Here is a 20,566-nt window from a genome sequence, read left to right as displayed (position 1 = left end):
GAAAACTGGCACTGAGACCGAAGACTGTGACAGTGACTGAAAACTAATTAAGCATTAAAGTTATCAATCTCTTCCTGAACGATTTCCCAGTCCAGCAACAATTGATCTAAGTCTTTTTTCTTTTTGTTGTATGCCATGAAAAACGAGGCATCTTCGATATGTTTGTCGTAATTAGAAGCCAGCATTTTATCATCGTGCTGAATGTCTTTCTCCAATTGTTTGATTTGACTCTCTACTTTACTCAATCGATTTTGAAGTGCTTTTCCTTTTTTCTGATCTTCGTATGACGTTTTATTGCTTTCTTTTGGAGCAGCAGCTTTCGCCACATCCTTTTTCTCAACCTCACGCATGTTTTCTAAATTACGTTGCTCTAAGAAGTAGTTGATATCTCCTAAATATTCTTTTATTTTTTGATCTTTGAATTCGTAAACGATGTTCGACATTCCCTGAAGGAAATCTCTATCGTGAGAAACCAATAATAGTGTTCCTCCAAATTTTTGAAGTGCTGCTTTTAAAACGTTCTTCGATTTAATATCCAGGTGATTCGTAGGCTCATCCATCAACAACACATTGATAGGCTGCAACAACAATTTACAAAGTGCCAAACGGTTACGTTCACCTCCTGAAAGTACCTTTACTTTTTTCTCAACATCGTCTCCGCGGAATAAAAAAGACCCCAACATATCACGAACTTTAGAACGGTTTGTGTCTGTCGCGGCATCTTCCATAGTTTGTAACAACGTGATCTCTCCATCAAGATATTCTGCCTGATTTTGAGCAAAATAACCTAATTGTACATTGTGTCCTAATTTGATATTCCCCTGGTATTCAAATTCGTTTACAATAGCTTTAATAAAAGTTGATTTTCCTTGACCGTTTTGTCCCACAAAAGCAATTTTACTTCCGCGTTCTACCAACAAATCAATATCTTTTAAAATAACTTTATCTCCGTAAGCTTTTGTAACATGTTCGGCCTCGACTACTACTTTTCCCGGTTCTTTTGAAACTGGAAACGAAATATTCATTACCGAATTATCATCCTCATCTACTTCGATTCTTTCAACTTTATCTAACTTTTTAATTAACGATTGCGCCATCGAAGCTTTGGAAGCTTTTGCACGGAACTTTTCAATTAACTTTTCAGTTTCTTCAATTTTCTTTGCCTGATTCTTTTGAGTTGCCAATTGCTTTTCACGAATTTCATGACGCAATTCTAAATATTGAGAATACGGCTTATTAAAGTCATAGGCTTTACCTAAAGAGATTTCGATGGTACGATTGGTAACGTTATCAAGGAACATTTTATCGTGCGATACGATTACCACAACTCCGGGATAGTTACGCAGGAAACTCTCTAACCAAATGATACTCTCGATATCCAAGTGGTTGGTTGGCTCATCAAGAAGCAATACGTCATTGGATTGTAATAGAAGTTTAGCCAACTCGATACGCATTCTCCAACCTCCCGAAAATGTTTCGGTTTGGTTATTGAAAACTTCTCTTTTGAAACCTAATCCTAAAAGAATTTTCTCTGTATCTCCCACATAGTTGTAACCTCCAAGAAGGTCAAAACGATGGGTGTAATCAGATAAATCCTCGATGATCTGGCCATATTCTTCACTTTCATAATCGGTTCTGGTAACCAATTGATGATTGATTTCTTCTAGTTTTTTCTCTACAACTTTAATTTCTGTAAAGGCTTCATACGCTTCTTCCAGCACAGTTCTTCCACGTTCAAAATCAATATCCTGACGCAAAAACCCCATTCGGATATCTTTCTCCTGGGAAATAACCCCTGAATCAGGAGCAAAATCTCTTGCTAACATTTTAAGCATTGTAGATTTACCTGCTCCGTTTTTACCAACAAGACCTACACGGTCGCCAGCACCTAAACGAAAAGTAACTTCTTCAAATAAATATGTTCCTCCAAAAGAAACCGAAAGATTGTGTATATTAAGCATAATTTGTAACTATTGTTGCAAGCAGTAAAGGTTTTAAGTACCTTATTTACTTTACTTTTTGAAAGTGCAAAAGTATGACAATTAATTTAAGTTTCGACTGTCGATTTAAAAACAAATCGTACTGGTTTTTTTCGCGATAAAAACTCTTTTTTAGTCTTTAACCTCTTTTGTTTGAATAATAAAAAAACGGATAGAAGTCTAAAAGACTTTTATCCGTTTAATAAAACATTTATCGTGTTCCTTATGCCTCTTTTGGCTCCGGTAACATTACTGATGCAATTACCGAAATTGCCAGAATCCCTCCAATTACAAGTAATGAATACAAAGATTCAATATGATAAAATGGAGAAATAATCATTTTCACTCCAATAAACGAAAGAATTATAGCCAGACCATATTGTAATTTACTGAACAAATGAATAAAGTTATCCAATAAAAAGAATAAGGCTCTAAGTCCTAAAATTGCAAAAATGTTAGACGTATAAAGAATGAATGGATCACTCGAAATTGCAAAAATTGCTGGTATAGAATCTACTGCAAACAATAAATCGGTAAACTCAATTACAGCTACTACTACTAAAAGTGGTGTTGCCAATTTTTTTCCGTTTTCGAATGTAAAGAATTTATCTCCATCGTATTTATCACTAACGCTGAAAAACCTTCTGATCAATCTCGCTCCTCTGGTATTGTTATAATCCTCTTCATCGTCATCATCGCCAGCAGACCATGATTTGATTCCTGCATAAACCAAAAACAATCCAAAAGCCGTCATGATTAAATTGATATCGTATTTAAAACCTGCTACTCCAACCAAACTTAGAAGCTTGTTTAAATAGGTAAGTTCAATTAAGAAAGCTCCCGAAAAGATAAAAATAGCTCTCAAAACCAATGCTCCGATAATACCCCAAAATAAAACTTTGTGTTTGTTTTGGTTGGCTACGTCAAAAAACTTGAATACTAATATAAATACAAAAAGGTTATCTACTGAAAGCGCTTTTTCAATCCAATAAGCTGACTGAAATTCGTAAAATTTCGCTGATCCTGCAAAGTAATAAACCAAGCCACTAAAAATCATCGCTAAACTAATCCATACTAATGACCAGGTTACTGCTTCTTTGTTACTTACTTCATGGCTTTTTTTGTTGAAAATTCCTAAATCCAACAATAGCATGATGACTACTGCAATCGCGAAAACGATTATTAATCCCGGATGTTCTGAAAAAATAGGGTGCTGATTCATTTTGAATATTAATTAAGTTAATTTAAAATTTATTTATTGGCCATTGTAACCATGATGACTCTTCCTCCTTCTTCTTTTGAAAGAAGTATTTTTTTTCCGTCAGTCAGCTCTATCATAGTTCCAATAGGAATTTCTTTGTCTTCGGTTAGATCTTTTAATGAAGTTAACTTTTGGTTGACAAATACCCATTTATCATTAAAATAGGTAAAATAACCAACCGGTACTTTTTGCTGTGGCGTTAATTTTTCATTGCGGGCAATATTACGATTTACATGCCATTGAAACAAGTACTGATCGTTATAAACCATTAATCTATGATTCTCGGGTTTCCATACTGTTTCCTGAAACTGATAATAGAGGTCTAAAACTGGTAGTGTACCTTTGTGGGGAGTATTACAAAATGGGCACTTTGGCGTATTTGTATTGTCAAAAACATACCATTTTTGCTCGCACGCCGCATTGTGACACTTCTGCATTAAGTCTGTTGTTTTCAGTAATGCAATTTCCCACTCTTCTGCATTAGGTCTTTGCATGGGATTGTGTAATCCGTCTATAAAAACTTTATCAAACAAAGTTTTTAAATAAGGCCCCGTAATCGAATATGGCAATTGATTAATATCAGCCCATGGCAAATCCCATTTAGAAACCTGATTGAGTTTGGGTCTGTTCGTTTCATCCGTTGGATGTTCTATAAACATTGCTTTTTCTCCCATAGACAGCAAATCATCTTTTTCGGTATCAAGATCATGAACCTTCCCTCCTTTCAAAGGGTGTCTGTGTAGTAAAAACATGTAAATAAGAACCGGCAATGCATGCAGATCTGTTAATCGACTCGGTAATTTTCTGTCGGGATCGGTTTTGTTTAAATGTTTGGTCGAAAGTACTTCGGGAGCGATAAACTCTGCTGTCCCAATTACTTCTGCAGGAAATAGTCCTGGCACCACTAATCCGTCCAAATCAATCATACAGGCCGATCTTTGAATTGGATCGATTAAAACATTATTGTACGACAAATCAGAATGCGCCAATCCCATAGCATGCATTTTCTTTACACCACGGGTTAAATTAACACAAACCTGAAAATAACTCAGCCAGTCTCCTAATTCTGAATTCGAGACTCTAAGAGGAAAATGAGGGTTTCTGAATTTAGGACCTGCAAACCATTTCCCATTTTTTTCTTTTCCCTGAATTAAGTCACTGGTAGCATATCCTTTTTTAAAGAAAAATTTACCGTCATAAATCGGAACAATTATGCCTGTCAAACCTTTATGCTCTATAACATCTGTAGGCCATCTGTATACTTCATTTAAATAATAATCTCCTGCATCCCCGTTCTGGATCTGAGCCAGATATTTATTTGTGATTCTTTGTAATCTCTCTTTTTGATTGAAATCTAATTTATCTCTAAAAATAGCAACAACATATTTTCTATCCGGACTAAAATAAACGTCTTTGACACCACCACGCATGGGCTCGCCATTATCAACAAATTGATAGGTTTTTACGGTGTCATTAATTGATTTTACTGTAATTACGCTCATACTTAATAAATTATAGCAAGGGTTCTGTCGTCATGATTCCCTGGGTTCCAGAAATCCATCCAGGTTGAAAGCTGGTTGGCAATTTCAGTATTTTCCTTATCAAAATCAACTTTATTTCCGTCTTCATTTTTCCCGCTTAGATCTTCAAGAAATTCGTTCCAATTATCAATCTTTTCCAGGTTGGCTTCAACTACAAATTTAGGATCGTAAATTCCGTCTGTCATCAGCATTAAATAAGAGAAATCATCAACGAGTTTAAATCCAAATCGTGTCGAAAATTTATCGCTTTGAAAAATTTCCGGCATGGTAATAAAACGTGTTCCGCCGCCAAAATCGCCAACGTCAAGCCAGTTCATTAACTTAACCTCTGTCAGATCTTTATTCAATAACCCAATTGGGCAGTCACCAATTCCAAAAGTTAGAATGGCATATCCAAAATCGTATTTTTTAACCAAAGTAAAAATTAAAGTAGCATGCAGATTCTTTAAATCGGTTTCGCTTTTTATTGCAAATTCTTCTATTTTTTGATGTGCAAAATGAGCCGCTTTCGACAGATTTTGATATACAAAATGACTTATTTTTTTTGATGTTTCGTCAGTTGCTTTATGATGATGATTCACTAAAACCTGATCAAATTCTTTTAGAATTGCTGCGTTTAAGTTTTCTTCAAAATATTGAACAACTGAATTACACGCTAAATCGGAACCTTTTCTTGATAATTTTGCAGAACCTGCGCCATCTGAAACGGCTAAAATACTCCAGCCAATTTCTTTAAGGTTTTTAAATGCAAAATCATCTTCTCTAAAAGAGCCAACATTAGCATGACTTCTTCCTCTTTTAGATGCAATTACAATATTTTTATCTAAAAACTTTGCTGTAACAGCTTCATTATCTTGTTTCCAGAAAGGATCTTTTTTATCACTTTCCAAGTTTTTCCACAATGATTTTGGATCTGGATTTATAATAAGTGTTAGTATTTTTTCATTTAAAACTGTATTTTCTGCTTCGCCTTCAACTCTAAATAAAATCTTTATTTTTAAATCGCCGCTTATTTCCGGAACTCCAAAAAGCAATTCCTTTTTTTCATTAAATTGAAGCCCTGTATTTTCTAAACCAGCTATTTCAAAAGAAATAAAATCATTCCAGCCCAAAGTATTGAAATCAATACTTGCTTCGTATTTTTTGTTTACTGTGCCGTTTGGTATTGAGACAGTCTGCGTCAAAATATCGTCGATTCTGTTTTTCAATATCCAATTCTGCATAATCATTTTTTGGTTTTCCTGAATTATTTTTACTGCATTGACATTCTTTTCATTGGCTGCAAAGGCTGCAAAAAGCGCTGCTTTATCTGCAGAAATGTCAATTTTCTTTTGGGATAAAAAAGACTGAATATATCTTTTGGTTTCCTCCATGAAATTATCCTTGTGTTCTGTTTACATCAAATCCTCCGCCTCCGGCACCGTAACTTCCCTGATTGTTACACCAAGGACAAGTACTTATATCTTCGTCACCAATGCAATGTATTTTTTCGCAAACACAAACGGCAAAAGCAATCTGATTTCCGCAACACGGACAAGTTGGTCCGCCAATAAGTTCATCGGTATTTACTTTATTGTTAAAATTAGCCGAATCTGCTAATTCAAAATAAGAGTTATCAACCTGATATGCGCCTACTAACTTGTAGTTTTTTGAAGATAATTCTATTCCCGCATAAATAGATTCCGCAATAGTTTTACGGTATTTCATTAAATAAGGCCTTTTGGTATTTTGGCATTTTCCGTTTAGAACTACAAAATTATCATCGACATATTGACGGTTTGGACTTTCTTTAGTTAAATCTATTTTCGAAAGTGTTTCTCCGTCTAATTTTGCCAATTCAAAACCATTCGAATTATTTTCAACACTTATACTGCTTGTTTTTATGGAGTCTGTGACCCATTTAAAAAACTCTTTATACGATTGTACATTGGTATTTTTAAAATGTAGTACATTTTCTGTAAGCTCGCCTAATAATTTTGTATCTGTTTCGTTCCCAAAAGAGATCGCAATTAAATTGGCTGTTCGCTGCCAGTTTTGTTTCCATTCGTTTATTGCTGCCTGACTGTCATCAGTAGGAACTCCATCTGTAAACAAGAAAACAATTGGTTTCCAGTCGCCTTTTACCTCATAAGTAGTTTTAACGATATTGGCTCTTAATTCATGCATTAAATGCCCTAAGCCTTTGCTTAAAGAAGTACCGCTGCCAATTGGAAATTTTGGAGGATAAAAGCTCACGATTTCCTGTAAAGGAACTAACGTTTTGGGTTGTCCTGCAAATACTAATATAGAAACAAAAACGGTTTCTAAGGCATGCGGATCTGTTTTTAATGCCTGAATTATAGTAGCTAATCCTTCTTCAACCTGTTGGATTGGTTCTCCAACCATTGACTCCGAAATATCAATTAAAAAATATATGGGTAATCTTCTCATTTTAAAGGAAATTTAATATCATTAAAAAAATAACTAAAAGCAGAATCTGTGTCATATCAACCGCTAAACCCGCTCCAACCTGAAAGGGTTTTATCATTGTTTTTAGGGAATTGAATATGGGTGAAAAAATACTATTGAAAAAATCAAAAATACTTCTGTACTGTGGGCTCAATTTGTCTTTATAAGGCAATAATTTGGAGTACAGAAACAACCCGACAATTAGAATTTGAATAAATAGCTTTATGAAATACATTAGGAAACTGCGTTTATTAATTCGTTTGCGATTTCTTTAAAAACCAATTCTTCATCGGCATTTATTTTCTTTGATCCATAAACAGCAACACCATCATTTACAGTCATAAAATTGATTGAAAAAGAAGCCCCATAACATTTATTCCTCCCGTTATACGGAATAGCATGCATTACTTTTATATACATACAATTCTGACGTATGATAACATCATCTATGTAAAAATCATCCTGCACGTAATTATTAAGCAAAGTACGTCTTGCATTTTCAATAGAGAAGCCATTGATTCCGGCAGTTTTATAACAAATGTTTAAACTGTCAATGTTCATGTTTTCTAATTTTTCCTGCGGTGTAAACTCATGAACAACCTCATAAGTTACGTCCTTATAAGAGTTTCTGTTGTTATCGCTTCCGGATGAGGATTCATTTGCTTTTTGAACGATATGCACAATTATACCAATAATTGTGATCAGGGTGCCAAGTATTTCCATACCTAAATCACTACCGTTATTTCGCTTGGCGGCGGCGGCAATGTTACACTTTCTCCCGTTCCCTGACTTTTATTCCCTTTTTCGATTGTTTCAGAAACCCATTTAAAAAATTGTTTCAATGTAGAACTATCAGCTGATGCCAAATGCACTACATTATCTGTCAGTTCTTTCAAAATAGAATCATTGGCCATATGTCCCGCCGCACAACCTACAACAGCTCCAAAACTCAGATCTCGTATTTCGGTGATTTTTTCTCTGTAAAACTGGATATCACTAGGTTTCCCATCTGTAAAAACAAATAATAATGGCTTCCAGTCTCCTTTTTGAGTTGCTGAACCTTTTATAACATCCGCTTTTACTTTTTTAATCACAAAATCCAAACCTGCTCCTGTATTTGTAGGACCGCTTTGTGGACAGGTGATTTCAGGAAGCTGAAAGTGAACCAACTCTGTTAACGGCACAATTTCTTTTACTTCACGATCATAAGTTATGATACTAATCCAAAGGGAATCTAAAGCCTGAGGATCTGAGCGCAAAGTGTTAATCATACCACTTAAGGCATTATTTAACGCCTGAATGGGCTCTCCATACATCGAACCGGAGGTGTCCAGCAAAAAATAAACAGGTAGTCTTCTCATAACTTTAAAATGATTTAATAAATGGAATTACTTCACTACTAACATGAGTTTTAGAAATTCGCACGCATACTTAATGAGTATAACTTCTTTTAAAAAAGACGTTATACGAAAAAGTTCATTGAATTAAAACGATAATATAAACTCTGCCTCACTGAAATTTAAACTACAATGTTTAGTTCGGACGGAGGCGGAGGCAATTCTTTTAAATTTGTAAATTCTTTACCGAAGTCCTCTACTTTTGTTGAAGTTACTCCAATCGAAGCTGTGACCCATTGAAAAAATTTTCCGATGCTGGAACTATCCGCTGTATCCAGACTTACTACATTATCTGTGATTCTTTTTAAAATAGCGGTATCGGCTCCTCCACCGGCTGCACAGGCAATGGTGTAGGCGACTTTTGCTTTTTTAAATTCATTAAGACCACTTTCCCAATTATCGGTTGGAATTCCGTCAGTCATAATAAATACCAATGGTTTCCAGTCCCCTTTTTGTTCTGTTGTCGTTTTGGCGACTTCAGTTTCTATCTTTTGTGCCGTTAATCTCAATGCATCTCCAAAGGCTGTCACTCCGGCTGCTTTAATATCGACCATTTGAAAAGAAGCCAAATCCGTTAATGGGATAATTTGCTGCGCTGTAGTATCGAATGTAATGATGCTTAAAAAAGCTGTCTCAATGGCTTGTGGATTTTGTCTTAACGAACTAATCATCATTTGTACGCCGTTTTTAACAGCTTCGATAGGCTCACCGGTCATTGATCCAGATGTGTCTAATAATAGGTAAACGGGCAGTCTTCTCATGGAACTATTTTTTTATACAGGAATATTGTAAGTTGGTGTTTCGCTGCTTCCTTGATTATAGCTTTCAACACCGTTGATGTTATAAGTATTTGTATTAGCTTCAGGATCATGCTGCGTTAAATGACTCATTACGGCCTGAGTTAAATCTTTACCTCCTACTACATGATGATATGCTGAACCTATTGTATAAATTGGTCCCCAGGGAATACCCCACCAACCAACTATCAAGTTCAGAAAAACAAAACCATATGAGTACTTAAACGTATTTTCATTTGCCTTAATGAAATAAATATCAGAACTTCTTTTTAAGGTCATTAATATAAACGACACTGTGTATGGAAACACCACAAATTTACCTCCTTGCTGAACCATGTCCCGAATTTGCGAAACTCTTAGCCCTTCGATATTTTTGATTTCCATTACAGGTAAGACTGAACGATTTTATGAATAGTTTGTCCTAAAAATGTGTCGTCTGTTGGATCTCCAATCGCGCTGAATTTCCATTCTCCATTACGTTTGTATAATTTGCCCATAATGATAGAACGCTTGTTTACATATTGAGAATCAGCAGAAACATTATAAGAAGCAAATTCTGAAACTACTCTGGTTGGAGTACCTTCATACATTCTGATTTTAGCATACGGAATTTGTGAGAAATCTTCTTTTCCTGCATTATTTAAAAAGAAAAAGATCTGATTTACTTTGGCATCAACTTTAGAAAGATCAACAGTAATAATTTCATTATCTAAACCATCATCTCCACCTGTATCACCTGCAAGATCATCTCCTGTGTGTTTTAAAGCACCGTCAACACTTAACAATTTACCTTTTGGAAGACCAAATTGCTGTAATACTTCTACTCTGTATAAAGGAGAATACAAATGATCACAAAGTTTATTCTGATCATCAATTAATACACAGCTCAAATCTAAATCAATTTCAACTACGTTTTTTGATAATCCTAAAAATCCCTTGGTTTCGATTGCTCCCCAGTTTACACCAACGCAGAAATTTGTTAATGTTTCGCCGCTTGATTTTCTTAAATCAATTTTTTGTCCTTTAGTTAAGTTAATAGCCATGCTTGTTAATAGTGTTTTAAATTAGTTGTATTTATTTAAATAATCCTGTAGGCCACCTTTCATACCAATACCTACAGCTTCAAACTTCCACTCATTGTTTCTTTTGTAAAGTCTTCCAAACTCGACAGCTGTTTCAATAGAAAAGTCTTCATCAAGCTCGTACTTCACCAATTCGGTATTGGTTTGATCTATAATTCTGATAAATGAATTTCTTATCTGACCAAAATTTTGTCTTCTGGTATCAGCATGATGAATCGTTACAACAAAGCAAATTTCATTCACATCCGGTGATACTGTAGACAAATCGATCTGAATCTTTTCATCATCTCCATCTCCTGCTCCGGTTAAATTATCTCCGGTATGTGTTACAGCTCCATCAGGAGATTTCAAATTATTATAATAAACAAAATGGTTGTCATTTGGAATTTTTCCATTAGCACCCACTAAAAAAACGGAAGCATCCAAATCAAAACCTTCTCCTGTGTTACTTGAATTACTATCCCAGCCAAGTCCAACAATAAATTTTGGAGCATCGATACTCTGTCTTTGTCCTTTTTCTAAATTAATTGCCATTTTAATCTTCTTTTATTTAATATTAATATTTAACATTGTTTTTAAAATATTGGTTTGCTCATCTACATTTTGAAGATCTTCTATAAAATCCATTGAGGAAATTTTATTCAGATATTCTCGCAATACACCGTTTACATTTTCAGGAAATGATGTTTTTATTGTACTTAACTCGAATGTTAATGCTGAGTTTTTTTCTTTTAATTGCGTGATAATCTCACCTTTAACCGAATCATTTTTAGCTAGATTAATCTCTTCTACTACTGCATCATCTAAAAAATAAAATGCTTTTTCATTAGCTATAAAAATAAATTTATCGTTAGAGTCTCTAAATTCGAATATCTCGATAACTTCATTATTGCAAACCAGCCCACACAAAAACTTAATTTTAAATTTCAGGATATTTAGTCTTCCTAAAAGTTTCTTTTCAAATTTTGCATGTTTATTTTCATACAGCTTCTTATTTAAAGAGGCTATTTTTTCATATTCTTCAATTGTGATCTCCCGATAATACTCTAGTTTGACACGGTCTGAAAAACTTGTAATTTCATTCCAACTAAAAAAATCTGAACTTTCATTGACAAACATACTATAGAGTACTTCAATTTTTCCGGACATATTTTGCGCATGTTTCTTTGCTTTTTCTGCAAATCCGGATTCTCCAATTTCTGATTTTAATTTGGTTATAATATCTTCATTGATATAAATCTCATCAGAAATCAAAAGATACTGCTGTTCTTTCGATTTTTTTAATTTTTGAAACAACTCAATAAAACTACTCGTAAACTGTATATGAAAGAGTTCTAATTTATTTATGTCTAATGTTTTATTGTTTTCGAAAAGAGTATGAATAATTCTTGTTTTTATTAAAACACCAACAAAATCCTTGTGACTAAAGAAATTGGATAACAATTCTAAAATCACAAGTTTTCTATTACTATCTTTTATTATTTGAACATACCGTTCCTCTTCCTCTTGCATTTAACTGATTTCTGTTCAATTAGCTTATCACACCTTTTTTTAGTTCAACTTCAAGACTTTGTAATCCAGCATCAAGCTGTCTTCTGGTTTCAGTACCCTGATCGTGAATTTGTTTTACTTCTGTCAACGTATCAATCAATGATTTTGTTGTCATTTTTAAAGTCTCAAGAGATACAATTGTATTTTCATTTTCTTTTGCTACTTCAATACTGTTTTGTTTTAACATTTCAGCATTTTTCTGCAAAATGGTATTTGTTGTTTCAGATACTCTTCGCTGTACTTCGATATTTTGTTTTTGTCTTTGTAAAGCAACCGCAAGCGTTAATTGATTCTTCCAAACCGGCATGGTTGTAGTCAGAATCGATTGTGCTTTTTCGGCAATTGAAGTATTGTTATTTTGCACCACACGAATTTGGGCCAAAGATTGCAGCATAATAAAGCGAACAATTTTCATATCGGCCAGACGTTTGTCCAGACGATTAATAAAGTTTCTTTTATCTGAAATTTGATAATCCTGGTATTGAGCGGGGTTTCCTTCCATTACAGCAAGCTCTTCACCCAATTCTTTAAATCGAATTTGTCCTGCAATAATGTGTTTTTCCATCTCTTTAATAAGATTCACATTTCCGTCAAACATAGTTTGAAGAGCACTGTTATCTTTTACAGAATTGATCATTCCTGCCTTTACTTTATTACTGATCTTATCGATATTTACAGTAATCTTATCGTATTGCTGGAATAATTTCTTTACATCGGTTACCAATTTGTTCAGAATCGGAATTTTAGACAGGAAACGTTTAAACGGTCCCTGATCCAGCTGATCTACATCAACATAATTTAACTCTGTAAGCAAGTCATTTATCAACGTACCAACTTCACCTGAATTATAAGTTCTAACATTGGTTAAAAAAGTATCACTTTGCTTCGCAATTGAATTCTGGATTTCGGCTCCATAATTCAAAATTGAATTAGTATCATTTTCATTTAACTGATTCGAAATTGATTTGTAACTATTAACTTCCGTTTCAGAAATTGAAGCTAAGTTTACATTTCCATCCTTATCAATCAATGCGGTATTCTCTTGAGTAACTAATTGATTTTCTGACATAATTTTTTATAGATGGTTTTGTTGAATGGTAACTATAGTTTGTTCCAACTTCTTATCATTTGTTGGTGTTCCAATTGCACTAAATTTCCAATCTCCATTTCTTTTATAAAAAACACCCAAAATCATAGAAACATTTCCGGCAAAAGAAGCATCATTTGCAACATCATAACGGGCAAATTCCTGACTTACTCTTGTTGGAGTCCCTTCATAAATTCTGATAGAAGCGAAAGGAATGTCTTTAAAATCCTGTCCCCTGAAACTATTTATAAAAAAGGCAACATGATTTGCAGCTGGTGATAATTGCGAAAAATCTAAAGTAATCACCTCATTATCCAAACCGTCATCACCATTCAAATCTCCGGTTAAATCATCACCACTGTGCTTGATAGCACGATCATTTGATACTAATTTTCTAAAATTTACAGAGTCAATATGATTTTTCTTATCGTCATAAATAGCGCAGCTTGCATCTAAATCTACTGCTTCTTTTTTGGTACCGAAAAGCCCTTTCTTTTCAATTGCTCCCCAGTTTACACCAACACAAATATTTTGTAATTTAGTACCATTACTTTTTTCAAGATTGATACGTTGCCCTTTTTCTAAATTAATTGCCATATCTTTTTTTAATTGTATTTATTTAAATAATCTTCTAATCCGCCTTTCATTCCAACGCCAATAGCTTCAAATTTCCATTGCCCGTCTTTGTTGTAAATTCTCCCAAACTCTACAGCCGTTTCTATTGAGAAATCTTCTTCTAACTCATATTTAACCATTTCACTGTTATTGCTGTCATCTACAATACGAATGAAAGAGTTTCTAACCTGACCAAAATTTTGTTTTCGGTTCTCAGCATCATGAATGGTTACAACAACACAAATTTCTTTTACTGCTGAATTAATTTTAGTCAAATCAATTTTTACCTGCTCGTCATCTCCGTCTCCGTCTCCGGTTAAATTATCACCTGTATGTATTACTGCATCATCTGGTGAGGTTAGATTGTTGTAGAAAACAAAATGAGAATCTGATATAATTTTTCTGTTATCTCCCAAAATAAATACCGACGCATCAAGATCAAAACCTGATCCTGTACTGCTGCTGTTTGTATCCCATCCTAAACCAATGGTAAATTTAGGTGCATTTATGTTTTCACGTTGTCCTTTTTGTAAATTGATAGCCATAGTTTTAATCTATTTTTATTACATTAATGTTTGATTTATACTCTAGAATCTGATGATAATTATTGCTTATTGCCAGATGAAATAAGTCATTCGTTTTTTCGATTGAAATATTTTCTGCTAAATACCTAAACTGGTCTTCATTTAAACTTAAAATAAATTTGACGATTCTGGTATTATATTGAAAAGAAGGACTGTTTATAATGCCAACAATATCTTCAACATTTTTAACAGCATAGTAGTTATAATGATTTTCAATTTTAGGATGAATGTCTTTATTCACTAATTCTGCAAAATACACAAAAACAAAATCTCCATTTACATTGTATTGATTTAGAATCTTATTAACAGTATGTTCGTGACTACCGGTAATTTTAATATCATCAACAAAAATGCAAAGCTTTCCATCTATAAAATTACGATCGATATAATAGGTATCGTTCGAGATTAACTTCACCCTTTCATCAAAATCTAAATTTCCGTAATCTGTAACATAGGTTTGATTTCTGTAGATTTTAGATTCTATACTTGTCTTTTTACCATTCCTGAACAAAAAACTATTCAGTTCTTTCTTAAAGTAAGAACATAAAAAATTAGAAGCTGTAGGTATAGACAGGTATGGGCTTGGCAGAATAACAATTTCCTGTCCTGACAACAACAAATCTCCAAACTGTTTTACAAAACCTTCAAACAAGTCTTTTGCAAATTGCTCTGCATATAATTTGTCTCCAAATTTAAATTTACTGTATTCCTCTTCTCTAAACGGACAATTATCGCTGTCAAGAATCTTATGTAAGCTGTAACTTTTATTCACTTTTATAATTTTAATAGATAGGCATCAAATCCAAAACGAATTGCGCCATTATAATCGGCAACACTATTGTCTCCAACGTGCAATATTTCTTTTTTTTGTGCACTTTTAAAGGTATTAATCTCGTCAAAAACCAATTGAAAAATTTCATTGTTTGGTTTTGAAAATCCAACTTCGTCAGAGTAAATCTGAAATTTAAAATAATCTGTCAATTCATAATGTGCCAATAACTTTCTTAAGGTTCTGCCTTTGATAAAGGCTGTATTACTTAAGATATTTATAGACTTATCTTCATTCGTCATTTCCTGAAATAATTTCTTCGTATCAGGAAAAATCAATTCTGGTTTATACTTTATAAATAAAGCTTCCGTTTCTTCGTAAAACTCACTTAATTTATCCGTTTCAAATTTATTTATATCAACTTCAAGTGCGCTTAAAATTAGGTAATAAAGTTCATACGTATCTATATTCAATCCTGTTTTTTCGTTAATATTATTGCACAGAACATCATAATATCTCACCACCTCATTTACCTTATCAATCTTACTATCGATTTCAAAGAAATTTTTAAACAATAAATTCCTTTCCTTCTTAAACTCGGGGTTCGATTTTATCAATGTGAGCCATAAATCGAAAGAGATATGGGAATATTTTTTATAATCTATTTTCAAATGAATACTTTTAAAATGCTTACAGAAATATCTGTTTATTATAATTTACCAATTAGTTTTCTTTCTATTGATCGCGGTTTGCTTCTAAGAACATCTTTATAAATCATTGTAAAGAACAATATCCTTAAACCCGATTAACATTTAAAGATCAAACGCTATTTAATTATTTCTCCAGAATAATATTTTTCCAGAAAGAATCCCAAATCTGCTCTGTAGCCAATTCCGGAAGCCTCAAACTTCCATTGCTCATTTCGTTTGTACAATCTTCCAAACTCTACACCGGTCTCAATAGAAAAATCCTCGTCTAATTCATATTTGGCAATTTCCTGACCTGTGGCATCATCTACAATTCGGATATATGAATTTCTCACCTGTCCAAAATTTTGTTTTCTTCTTTCAAAATCTTCAATGGTAACCACAAAAAGGATTTCTTTAACCTCGGAAGAAATTTTACTCAAATCAACCTTAATCGCTTCGTCATCATCACCATCACTGTTACCACCTGTAGGATCATCTCCGGTATGTTCTAATGCTCCATCCGGAGAGGCAAGGTTATTATAAAAAACAAAGTAGTTTTCACCAAGAAGTTTACGATCAGAATTGATCATTATAGCCGAAGCATCCAAATCAAAATTATGTCCTGTTCCTTCATTTGGATCCCAACCTAATCCGATAGTAATTCTTGATAAACCAATATCAATTTTTTGTCCTTTCTGTAAATTTATTGCCATTAAAATATCCTTTTAAAAAAAATTAAACCATACAATGATACAAAAAGCAAACTAAGTAAAAATGAGGGTTCCCGTAAAAGCAGAAATATTTATTAACAAATTGAGTTTTGTTATTAAAAAAAACTCATCTGTCAGTCATAACAAGTCATAGCTTCCTTTCTGCAAAAAAAACAAACTAAAGTAGTATATTTGTTCTACTCTTCATTGTAAGATAATTTTTGAATATTTTTTCTCAGAATCAGAACGTTTTATTCTAAAAGCAAAAAAATGATTCGCAATAACTTCAACAAATAATTGAATTGTAACCATGTTAAAAAAAGGATCCAAACTAAACAGTATACTAACAGGAAGCTGCCCGAGATGTCAGAAAGAAAGCATGTATTCAGACCGAAATCCGCTGCATTTGACTAAGGTTCTTAAAATGAACGAAAATTGCAGTCACTGTGGGTTAAGATATCAAATAGAACCGTCGTTTTTTTACGGTGCTATGTATGTTAGCTACGGTTTAAATGTGGCCGTAGGAATTGCAGCTTTTATTGTTTCCTTTGTGTTTTTTAAAACCTCTATCGAAGAATCTTTTTTGATCATCGTTATTACTTTAATCCTATTGTTCCCTTTTGTTTTAAGACTTTCCAGAAACCTGTACATCAACATGTTTGTTTCTTACGACCCTAACGCCGGACAGAAATAAAATTATTTTATTTTTTTGTAAAAACGACGAATATCAATTGTTGGATCCAATGTTTCCTGGTTTTCGATATACTCAAACAGATCTTTGGCCATTGCCGGTCCAAGCATCACACCACGTGTTCCTAAACCATTTAAAAGATGTAATGATTGATACTGGTTGTGCGTTCCTATAATTGGCCTTCGGTCGCGTACAGTTGGCCTAACTCCACCAAAATGCGAAACAATTTCAAAATCACAATTGATAATTTCCTCTATACGATCAATTAATTCTGTTTTCCCTTCTTCTGTTGGTGTATCCGTTTTGTCTTTCCAATTGTAAGTTGCACCAACTTTAAACAAATCGTTTCCTAAAGGCAAAATAAAGACACTGGTATTTACAATTACATCTAAATCAAGATCAGGCGCTTTAATAACAAAAAGCTCTCCTTTAGTCCCATCTAATGGCAAATCCTGAAAAAACGGATTGGCATGTAATCCGAAACCTTCTGCAAAAACAATATGCTTAGCCTGATATTCTTTATACTGAACAAAATCTTCATCAATAATCAGCTTAGCATAATCAAACGACTCCTGAAGTAATAATTTGTTCTGAAGTAAATATTCGTGGTATTTATCCAACAAAAGAGCCGTATCAACATATCCCGTATGCAAAACTTCTCCATAATCAAACGGAGAATCAATACCATTGTACTTTTTAAAGATTAATTTGGTAGAAAGAAATGGCGCTAAGAGTGGTTTATCCGAAGCCGAGAACCAATTATTTTGTTCTTCTATAGAGAAAAATTTTCTTAAAATAGGGAGTTTAAAATTCACCTTCGTTTTCAGCTTACCTTCGATGCTCTCATAGAATTCGTCCATTAAAGATAACTGTTCTTTTGCTTTCCAAACCTCACTAAAGCGTTTTAAAATCACCGGATTATACAATCCTCCCGCAACTCTTGATGAATTTTGCGATTCATCATTTATAACTACTATAGACTTATTGTTTTTAAGCGCAATTTCAGCAAATGAAATTCCAGCCAATCCAGATCCGACGATTATATAATCCAACATGTGTAAATAGGGTAAAATAAAAAAAACTCTTATTACAAATGTAGTAAGAGTTTTTGGTATAATGTCACGATATACTTAATAGCTCCACATATCCTGTTCGAAGTCACGAATCTTCTCTTTCACCCTTTCAGATTCCAACAACTGTTTTTGCGCGTTGTCTTTCATATAGTCTTTAATTTCACGATCTCCGTATACATTTTCTTCTTTATAAATAATCGAATTAAAACGTCTCGAATTTAAAATTTGGTCAAATGAAATTGGGTGTGCAGAATTACTATCATTAAACGCTTTTGCCTCATTCAGCACCTCTCTCGCATTGGGAAAGAAAACCCAGAACAACTCAATATAATCTTTCTCATCACTATTCATTGTATAAACATCGGGGGTTACAGGACAAATTCCGAGTAAGCGATATTTCAATTCGCTCTGACGTTTGTCAAAGTACCAGTATCCTTTCAATTTATACTGAGTAACATCTGCTGCTGTTAAATCCTGTTTCAAAATATACTCAGCCGGTACAGTTCTGGTCGGACCAACCGTTTCATCGACATAGGTAACTACTTTTTTCTTACCTGTTCCGGTAACAACCTTTTTCTTCACCACACGTGTTTTGTAGTCATCCGGATATTGATTGATTAATTCCCTACCGGCATCCGTGGTGTCAATACGCGATAGTCCGCCCTGAATATCTTTAAGTGATTTCTTTGTATTAAAGTAACTATCGGCATATACTTCAGTGATTCTGCCCGCTTTTATCCCTCTGGTTAAAACGTCGTAAAGCGAACGCCTGTCAGAACCAATATTGGCTGTATCTACCGGAAAATATAAAGGGAAGTTGATTTTTTCATTTAAATCAATAATCTCCCAGGTCGTTTTCCCCATCAAAACATCCCGATCATCTACATAACCATAGGACAAAGGTTTATCATTGTCTGCAGCAATCTGAGACGCCTTCTTTATACCAATCTGATCTGCTGTTTTTGCATTCAGTAAATTTGATTGTGCCTTAGAACTAAAACTTCCGATAACTCCAAAAATAACGATTAAAAACTTTCTTACTTTCATAATGAGATGATTAAAATCTATTGAACGTAAACTTATACTATTTATTACTCTTTTTCCTACACATAACAAAAAAACCAAATAAGAGCACTACAAAGACACTCCAAACTGTTTATAAAAGAAATTCCGACCTCTCCGAATTCGGTAATTAATCTTTTTATTAATGGACAAAAAAAAAACTCTTACTACAAATGTAGTAAGAGTTTTTGATATATTGTTATTCAGATACTTAGTAGTTCCACATATCTTGCTCGAAGTTACGAATCTTCTCTTTTACTCTTTCAGATTCTAACAATTGGTTTTGTGCGTTGTCTTTCATGTAATCTTTAATCTCACGATCTCCGTACAAGTTTTCTTCTTTATAAACAACAGCATTAAAACGTCTTGAATTTAAGATCTGATCGAATGAAATTGGAAGTGCAGAATTACTGTCGTTAAATGCTTTTGCTTCGTGCAGTGCCTCTCTGGCATTAGGGAAGAAAACCCAAAATAACTCGATATAATCCTTTTCGTCACTATTCATAGTGTAAACATCCGGAGTTACAGGACAAATTCCTAGCAAACGATATTTCAATTCACTCTGGCGTTTGTCAAAATACCAGTATCCTTTAATTTTATACTGTGTAACATCTGCAGCAGTTAAGTCTTGTTTCAGGATATATTCAGCTGGTACCGATCTTGTTGGCCCAACAGTTTCATCAACATAAGAAACTACTTTTTTCTTACCTGTACCGGTAACAACTTTTTTCTTCACAACACGTGTTTTGTAGTCGTCCGGATACTGGTTGATTAATTCTCTACCTGCATCTGTTGTATCAATACGAGATAATGCACCCTGAATATCTTTCAAAGATTTTTTAGTATTGAAATAACTGTCGCTGTACACTTCAGTTATTTTGCCGTTTTTAACAGCTTTCGTCAAAACGTCATAAAGCGAACGTCTGTCAGAACCAATATTAGCTGTATCAACCGGAAAGTACATTGGAAAATTGATTTTTTCATTTAAATCAATGATTTCCCAAGTAGTTTTTCCCATTAAGATATCTCTATCATCTACATAACCGTAAGCCAAAGGCTTATCGTTATCAGAAATAAGTTGCGCAGGAGTCTTAAGTCCTATCTGAGCCGGTGTTTTTGCATTAAGCAAATTCGATTGTGCATAGGAAGAAAAACCCCCAGCGATAGAAACAATAGCTATTAAAAAATTTCTTACTTTCATCATGATATCATTATAAGATATTGAATGTA

22 protein-coding genes are annotated in these 20,566 nt (G+C 33.7%); 1 reads left to right on the top strand and 21 read right to left on the bottom strand.

Annotation, left to right across the window (positions count from 1 at the left end; all coding sequences use genetic code 11):
- Window positions 1-47: 47 nt before the first annotated feature.
- The 18 genes from AC3IS6_RS09400 to AC3IS6_RS09315 all read right to left on the bottom strand — a co-directional run bounded on the left by AC3IS6_RS09400 (window position 48) and on the right by AC3IS6_RS09315 (window position 16,513).
- On the bottom strand, window positions 48-1,961 hold the full coding sequence (locus AC3IS6_RS09400; RefSeq protein ID WP_489164635.1) for an ABC-F family ATP-binding cassette domain-containing protein: 1,914 nt from the start codon (window positions 1,959-1,961) through the stop codon (window positions 48-50).
- A 241-nt stretch (window positions 1,962-2,202) separates the two neighbouring features.
- Window positions 2,203-3,201: a TerC/Alx family metal homeostasis membrane protein gene (locus AC3IS6_RS09395; RefSeq protein WP_489164634.1), complete on the bottom strand. Its 999-nt coding sequence runs from the start codon at window positions 3,199-3,201 to the stop codon at window positions 2,203-2,205.
- Between the two features lie 29 nt (window positions 3,202-3,230).
- Window positions 3,231-4,742, bottom strand: coding sequence for a helix-hairpin-helix domain-containing protein (locus tag AC3IS6_RS09390; RefSeq protein ID WP_173967714.1), 1,512 nt, complete (start codon window positions 4,740-4,742; stop codon window positions 3,231-3,233).
- Window positions 4,743-4,744: 2 nt separating this feature from the next.
- Window positions 4,745-6,154, bottom strand: a complete 1,410-nt coding sequence (locus AC3IS6_RS09385) for a PP2C family serine/threonine-protein phosphatase (RefSeq protein ID WP_489164633.1) — start codon at window positions 6,152-6,154, stop codon at window positions 4,745-4,747.
- A gap of 4 nt (window positions 6,155-6,158) precedes the next feature.
- A complete protein-coding gene (locus AC3IS6_RS09380; RefSeq protein ID WP_489164632.1) occupies window positions 6,159-7,211 on the bottom strand; it encodes a TerY-C metal binding domain-containing protein in 1,053 nt (350 codons plus the stop codon).
- 252 nt (window positions 7,212-7,463) lie between these two features.
- Window positions 7,464-7,952: a hypothetical protein gene (locus AC3IS6_RS09375; RefSeq protein ID WP_489164631.1), complete on the bottom strand. Its 489-nt coding sequence runs from the start codon at window positions 7,950-7,952 to the stop codon at window positions 7,464-7,466.
- 2 nt (window positions 7,953-7,954) lie between these two features.
- Window positions 7,955-8,590, bottom strand: a complete 636-nt coding sequence (locus tag AC3IS6_RS09370) for a vWA domain-containing protein (RefSeq protein ID WP_489164630.1) — start codon at window positions 8,588-8,590, stop codon at window positions 7,955-7,957.
- 158 nt (window positions 8,591-8,748) lie between these two features.
- Window positions 8,749-9,387 (bottom strand): vWA domain-containing protein, encoded by a 639-nt coding sequence (locus tag AC3IS6_RS09365; protein WP_489164629.1) that lies wholly within the window; start codon window positions 9,385-9,387, stop codon window positions 8,749-8,751.
- Between the two features lie 12 nt (window positions 9,388-9,399).
- Window positions 9,400-9,759 carry a hypothetical protein gene (locus AC3IS6_RS09360; RefSeq protein ID WP_489164628.1) on the bottom strand — a complete coding sequence of 120 codons (360 nt, stop codon included), beginning with the start codon at window positions 9,757-9,759 and terminating at the stop codon, window positions 9,400-9,402.
- Window positions 9,760-9,806: 47 nt separating this feature from the next.
- On the bottom strand, window positions 9,807-10,466 hold the full coding sequence (locus AC3IS6_RS09355; protein ID WP_017496977.1) for a TerD family protein: 660 nt from the start codon (window positions 10,464-10,466) through the stop codon (window positions 9,807-9,809).
- 21 nt (window positions 10,467-10,487) lie between these two features.
- Window positions 10,488-11,039, bottom strand: coding sequence for a TerD family protein (locus AC3IS6_RS09350; protein WP_489164627.1), 552 nt, complete (start codon window positions 11,037-11,039; stop codon window positions 10,488-10,490).
- Window positions 11,040-11,051: 12 nt separating this feature from the next.
- The gene (locus AC3IS6_RS09345; RefSeq protein ID WP_489164626.1) at window positions 11,052-12,017 is read right to left on the bottom strand and encodes a hypothetical protein; all 966 of its coding nucleotides are present in this window, start codon (window positions 12,015-12,017) and stop codon (window positions 11,052-11,054) included.
- Between the two features lie 19 nt (window positions 12,018-12,036).
- Complete coding sequence (locus tag AC3IS6_RS09340) at window positions 12,037-13,125, bottom strand: toxic anion resistance protein (RefSeq protein ID WP_489164625.1); 1,089 nt, start codon at window positions 13,123-13,125, stop codon at window positions 12,037-12,039.
- A 6-nt stretch (window positions 13,126-13,131) separates the two neighbouring features.
- Window positions 13,132-13,740: a TerD family protein gene (locus AC3IS6_RS09335; RefSeq protein WP_489164624.1), complete on the bottom strand. Its 609-nt coding sequence runs from the start codon at window positions 13,738-13,740 to the stop codon at window positions 13,132-13,134.
- An 8-nt stretch (window positions 13,741-13,748) separates the two neighbouring features.
- Window positions 13,749-14,303: a TerD family protein gene (locus AC3IS6_RS09330; protein ID WP_017496982.1), complete on the bottom strand. Its 555-nt coding sequence runs from the start codon at window positions 14,301-14,303 to the stop codon at window positions 13,749-13,751.
- Between the two features lie 4 nt (window positions 14,304-14,307).
- Window positions 14,308-15,114 (bottom strand): phosphoribosyltransferase family protein, encoded by an 807-nt coding sequence (locus AC3IS6_RS09325; protein ID WP_489164623.1) that lies wholly within the window; start codon window positions 15,112-15,114, stop codon window positions 14,308-14,310.
- 2 nt (window positions 15,115-15,116) lie between these two features.
- Window positions 15,117-15,782, bottom strand: a complete 666-nt coding sequence (locus tag AC3IS6_RS09320) for an HAD family hydrolase (protein WP_489164622.1) — start codon at window positions 15,780-15,782, stop codon at window positions 15,117-15,119.
- Between the two features lie 155 nt (window positions 15,783-15,937).
- Window positions 15,938-16,513 (bottom strand): TerD family protein, encoded by a 576-nt coding sequence (locus tag AC3IS6_RS09315; RefSeq protein ID WP_489164621.1) that lies wholly within the window; start codon window positions 16,511-16,513, stop codon window positions 15,938-15,940.
- Window positions 16,514-16,820: 307 nt separating this feature from the next.
- Between AC3IS6_RS09315 and AC3IS6_RS09310 the strand changes: the two genes are divergently transcribed.
- A complete protein-coding gene (locus tag AC3IS6_RS09310; RefSeq protein WP_489164620.1) occupies window positions 16,821-17,204 on the top strand; it encodes a DUF983 domain-containing protein in 384 nt (127 codons plus the stop codon).
- Between the two features lie 2 nt (window positions 17,205-17,206).
- Here the strand turns inward: AC3IS6_RS09310 and AC3IS6_RS09305 are convergent, their stop codons facing one another.
- The 3 genes from AC3IS6_RS09305 to porN (AC3IS6_RS09295) all read right to left on the bottom strand — a co-directional run bounded on the left by AC3IS6_RS09305 (window position 17,207) and on the right by porN (AC3IS6_RS09295) (window position 20,537).
- Complete coding sequence (locus AC3IS6_RS09305) at window positions 17,207-18,256, bottom strand: NAD(P)/FAD-dependent oxidoreductase (RefSeq protein WP_489164619.1); 1,050 nt, start codon at window positions 18,254-18,256, stop codon at window positions 17,207-17,209.
- A gap of 75 nt (window positions 18,257-18,331) precedes the next feature.
- A complete protein-coding gene (gene porN, locus AC3IS6_RS09300) occupies window positions 18,332-19,321 on the bottom strand; it encodes a type IX secretion system ring subunit PorN/GldN (RefSeq protein WP_489164618.1) in 990 nt (329 codons plus the stop codon).
- A 226-nt stretch (window positions 19,322-19,547) separates the two neighbouring features.
- Window positions 19,548-20,537 (bottom strand): type IX secretion system ring subunit PorN/GldN, encoded by a 990-nt coding sequence (gene porN / locus AC3IS6_RS09295; protein WP_489164917.1) that lies wholly within the window; start codon window positions 20,535-20,537, stop codon window positions 19,548-19,550.
- Window positions 20,538-20,566: the final 29 nt, after the last annotated feature.

The organism is Flavobacterium sp. KH_035, from assembly GCF_057839565.1.
Note: the sequence above shows the minus strand (reverse complement) of the source record. Positions and strands in the feature narration are given on the sequence as shown.

Bases quoted from the DNA above. Each gene is read 5' to 3' on its own strand.
- AC3IS6_RS09305 (WP_489164619.1), bottom strand. From the start codon at position 18,256: ATGTTGGATTATATAATCGTCGGATCTGGATTGGCTGGAATTTCATTT.
- AC3IS6_RS09340 (WP_489164625.1), bottom strand. From the start codon at position 13,125: ATGTCAGAAAATCAATTAGTTACTCAAGAGAATACCGCATTGATTGAT.
- AC3IS6_RS09330 (WP_017496982.1), bottom strand. From the start codon at position 14,303: ATGGCTATCAATTTACAAAAAGGACAACGTGAAAACATAAATGCACCT.
- AC3IS6_RS09365 (WP_489164629.1), bottom strand. From the start codon at position 9,387: ATGAGAAGACTGCCCGTTTACCTATTATTAGACACATCTGGATCAATG.
- AC3IS6_RS09350 (WP_489164627.1), bottom strand. From the start codon at position 11,039: ATGGCAATTAATTTAGAAAAAGGACAAAGACAGAGTATCGATGCTCCA.
- AC3IS6_RS09385 (WP_489164633.1), bottom strand. From the start codon at position 6,154: ATGGAGGAAACCAAAAGATATATTCAGTCTTTTTTATCCCAAAAGAAA.
- AC3IS6_RS09310 (WP_489164620.1), top strand. From the start codon at position 16,821: ATGTTAAAAAAAGGATCCAAACTAAACAGTATACTAACAGGAAGCTGC.
- AC3IS6_RS09390 (WP_173967714.1), bottom strand. From the start codon at position 4,742: ATGAGCGTAATTACAGTAAAATCAATTAATGACACCGTAAAAACCTAT.
- porN (WP_489164917.1), bottom strand. From the start codon at position 20,537: ATGAAAGTAAGAAATTTTTTAATAGCTATTGTTTCTATCGCTGGGGGT.
- AC3IS6_RS09380 (WP_489164632.1), bottom strand. From the start codon at position 7,211: ATGAGAAGATTACCCATATATTTTTTAATTGATATTTCGGAGTCAATG.
- porN (WP_489164618.1), bottom strand. From the start codon at position 19,321: ATGAAAGTAAGAAAGTTTTTAATCGTTATTTTTGGAGTTATCGGAAGT.
- AC3IS6_RS09375 (WP_489164631.1), bottom strand. From the start codon at position 7,952: ATGGAAATACTTGGCACCCTGATCACAATTATTGGTATAATTGTGCAT.
- AC3IS6_RS09355 (WP_017496977.1), bottom strand. From the start codon at position 10,466: ATGGCTATTAACTTAACTAAAGGACAAAAAATTGATTTAAGAAAATCA.
- AC3IS6_RS09315 (WP_489164621.1), bottom strand. From the start codon at position 16,513: ATGGCAATAAATTTACAGAAAGGACAAAAAATTGATATTGGTTTATCA.
- AC3IS6_RS09345 (WP_489164626.1), bottom strand. From the start codon at position 12,017: ATGCAAGAGGAAGAGGAACGGTATGTTCAAATAATAAAAGATAGTAAT.
- AC3IS6_RS09395 (WP_489164634.1), bottom strand. From the start codon at position 3,201: ATGAATCAGCACCCTATTTTTTCAGAACATCCGGGATTAATAATCGTT.
- AC3IS6_RS09400 (WP_489164635.1), bottom strand. From the start codon at position 1,961: ATGCTTAATATACACAATCTTTCGGTTTCTTTTGGAGGAACATATTTA.
- AC3IS6_RS09360 (WP_489164628.1), bottom strand. From the start codon at position 9,759: ATGGTTCAGCAAGGAGGTAAATTTGTGGTGTTTCCATACACAGTGTCG.
- AC3IS6_RS09370 (WP_489164630.1), bottom strand. From the start codon at position 8,590: ATGAGAAGACTACCTGTTTATTTTTTGCTGGACACCTCCGGTTCGATG.
- AC3IS6_RS09335 (WP_489164624.1), bottom strand. From the start codon at position 13,740: ATGGCAATTAATTTAGAAAAAGGGCAACGTATCAATCTTGAAAAAAGT.